Annotated in this window: 2 protein-coding genes and 2 pseudogenes; 1 reads left to right on the top strand and 3 read right to left on the bottom strand. The window is 66.5% G+C overall.

Going from position 1 to position 3,176, the window contains the following annotated elements:
- A pseudogene (locus tag ACFW2E_RS37175) lies at window positions 1–113 on the bottom strand (IS5/IS1182 family transposase); the annotation flags it as partial.
- A 698-nt stretch (window positions 114–811) separates the two neighbouring features.
- Here ACFW2E_RS37175 and ACFW2E_RS37180 point away from each other — a divergent pair.
- Window positions 812–1,736, top strand: a pseudogene (locus tag ACFW2E_RS37180) (IS5 family transposase).
- A gap of 66 nt (window positions 1,737–1,802) precedes the next feature.
- Here the strand turns inward: ACFW2E_RS37180 and ACFW2E_RS37185 are convergent.
- Window positions 1,803–2,381, bottom strand: coding sequence for a GNAT family N-acetyltransferase (locus ACFW2E_RS37185; protein ID WP_384473550.1), 579 nt, complete (start codon window positions 2,379–2,381; stop codon window positions 1,803–1,805).
- 321 nt (window positions 2,382–2,702) lie between these two features.
- Window positions 2,703–3,002 carry a hypothetical protein gene (locus ACFW2E_RS37190; RefSeq protein WP_384473553.1) on the bottom strand — a complete coding sequence of 100 codons (300 nt, stop codon included), beginning with the start codon at window positions 3,000–3,002 and terminating at the stop codon, window positions 2,703–2,705.
- Window positions 3,003–3,176: the final 174 nt, after the last annotated feature.

Genomic DNA, 3,176 nt, shown 5'->3' on the forward strand with positions numbered 1-3,176 from the left:
GGCACCCTTGGCCGTCCCTCGACCAGTTTCGGCCCCGGTTTGGGCAGCAACGGCTCGATCAGGGCCCACAGTTCATCCGAAACGATCCACGGCCGCGACTGACGTTTCCCCACGACCAGACCAACGAGCGGACAAGCCTCCAGTCACATGATCAATCACTTCTGTTAGGACCTCTTAGAGGCCACCCGTCTCATATGCCGTCAGCGTTAGCCGGTTGGGCAGGCACTCGTGCCCACTTTTCAAAGCAAAAACCGCAGATCAGGATGCAGAGGCCTGCCAACCCCGCAATGTTGCGGAGCATGTCATAGTGCCGGCGTGCGTCGAAAAGCTCGACCGACAGCCCAAGCCCCATCAGGATGACACCGAGCCCCCAGATCCGGGGCGAGTGAACACGGTCCCTGAGCCGAGGGAACAGCCAGCCGCAGAGGAGTGCCGCTCCGCCCGGTACCAGCGTGATTGTCGAGACAGCCCCGAAAGCGACCCACCCATATCCATCCATGCCCAATGCCTCTCACCGGAAGATCGTCGGTGCAACGCCGTGCCGCGCGAGCGGATCATGCCACGGTCCTCGGCGTGTGTGAACGGTAGCCGTGGCTATCGTGGCTGCAGATTCCTTCTTCGGGAGGTTTCCTTGCATCAGGTCTCCCGTCTGGGTGGGGTCATTTGCGCCTCAGAGGGCGATATTTAACTACTTGCCCGGTTCGCTGTCGTGTGTGGATGAGGCGCAGCAACCAGTTGCTTGGGGTTAGGCCGTTTCTGATGGCTCTTGCCGGGTGGGTGGATCAGCGCTTCGGCCGGGCAGGTGTGCCTCATGGTCCGGCGACATGAACTCTCGGACGCGCAGTGGCAGAAGATCGAGCCGTTACAGCCCGCCAACGGCAAGCCTGGTGGGCAGTGGGCTGATCACCGCACAGTAATCAACGGTGTGTTGTATCGGACCCGTACCGGTGTGCCCTGGCCGGACCTGCCCGAGCGGTACGGCCCCTTGGCAAGCCGTCTATGAGCGGCACCGCCGCTGGTCAGCGGACGGCACCTGGCGGCAGATCCTGGGCGAGTTACAGATCGAGGCAGATGCTGCCGATCCCGACGGGGCACTGGCCAAGGTGGCACAGGAGGAGAACGCTCAGCGCAGCCGCGAATGGGCGGTGAACATCGATTCCACGTCCTGCCGGGCACATCAGCATGCGGCCGCGGCTCGCCACCGGCCGCCGCGCGACTACCCGTACAAGGGGGCGGTGCGCGTGTGGAAGAGGATGGGCGGGAGGCGCTGGAACGCTCACGGGGCGGCCCGACCAGCAAAATCCATCTGCTGGCCGACGACCGAGCCCGCCCGCTGACCTGGCAGACCTCGCCGGGCCAGCGGGGCGACAATCCCATGTTCATCCCCGTGCTGGACGGCCTACCGATCCGGCGGCGTGGACCGGGCCGACCGCGCAGCCGCCCGGATCGCGTCCGCGGTGACACGGCGTACTCAGCCGCGACAACTGCAGCTACCTGAGACGACGGGGGGATCAAGGCGACCATCGCACAACCCGATGACCAGCGGGCCACCCGCTGGCGCGAACGACGCGACGGAGGGCGCCCACCGGACTTCGACAAGGTCCAGTACCGTCGCCGCAGTACTGTCGAACGCTGCGTCAGCAAGTGGAAGCAGTACCGGGCAGTGGCCAGTCGGTACGACAAGCGCCACCAACATCGTCAACGGCACCCTGACCGTCACGGCGATCGTCATCTGACTCCGAGACATCATCCAAGAGCCATCAGAAACGACCTAGCCGATACCGGGTGCCGAGCGACGGAACTCAGAGGGCGGGAACCGGCTCGGACGACGGCAGCCACTCCCGCCTGATCAGCCCGTAGACCCACGAGTCAGAGACCTCGCCGTTGACGACACAGTCTTCCCGCAACGTCCCTTCACGCACGAAGCCGAGCTTCTCCAGTACGCGGGCAGAAGCCACGTTGCGCGTATCGGTCTCAGCTTGGACGCGATTTAGGTCCAGCGTATCGAATGCCCACCGCAGCAGAGCGCGCGCGGCCTCGGTCGCGTAGCCGTGGCCCCACGCAGCATCGTCGAAGCAGTAGCCAAGCGACGCGCTGCGGTAGTCCGGATTCCACCTGTTCAGGCTGCACCAGCCGATGAACGCCCCGTCGGAGACACGTTCTACGGCCAGCCGCGCCCCGGTGCCCTCCTGTGCCATCTGCCGGCAAGCCGTGATGAAGTTCTCGGCGCGCACGCGTTCGCTCCACGGTGGCGCGTCCCAGTAGCGCAGCACGTAGGCGCTGCTGTGCAGTGCGAAGAGGTCGTTCGCATCCGCGTCTTCGAAGGCACGCAGTCGAAGGCGAGCGGTGTGCAACGAGGGGGTGGGCAGCGACGTCCTCATGTTCCCTCCCCTGACCGGTGGCCGATCAATCAGACATCCGATGCGGGTCACTCGCAACGGGTTTTCTCGGCGGGCTGACAGAACGTCGTGGCCGCTCATCGACGCGACCGAGCGCCCCCAGAGGGCGGCACCTGAGGTGATGCCCGGTTTGGTCTTTCGGTTGGGCTGAGCAGGCTGGTTGCGGCCCGCCGGAAGGGCTACGGCCGTGGCAGGGTGAACAGCCCCTGCTCCGTCTCGGCCAGGATCCCCCGCTCGGCGAGCCGCTTGAGCTCCAGACGGAGGTCGTTGATGTTGCTGGGAACGATCCCCAAGTCCATCGCCTCACACACCGCTCGCGCCCGCAGGGGGGGCATCGGTCGCGGCGAACATCGCCATGATCTGCTGGTGGGCCGGATGGTCCGGCAGCTTCGCGGCCAGCGGCACGGGTGGTGGCGGATCGGGCAGCTCCGGCAGCGTCTTGGGAGTGATCCGGATCTCCTCGGCGGCGGTGTCGAACCCGACCAGCAGTGCGGTCAGCTCCGCGATCCTCTCCCGGGCTCCTTCGGCCTGCGCGGCGATCTCCAGCTCCCGCCCCTCCGGCCGCGCCAGCAGCGCCCCCAACGTCAGCTCCCCACCGGTCATGCTCCGAGCCAGGCGGGTGTGGAGGTGCCGGCCAGTATCTTCGACATCCAGTCGCTTATCGCCCACAAAACCACCGACACCGCCCCGGCGGGGCCGTGCCCCGCCCCCCCCCCCCCCCCGCCGGGGGCCAACCAGATACCCAGCCTCAGCGCCACAAAGGACCCCCGGTGGCGG

Source organism: Streptomyces sp. NPDC058964 (assembly GCF_042741275.1).
GTDB lineage: Bacteria > Actinomycetota > Actinomycetes > Streptomycetales > Streptomycetaceae > Streptomyces.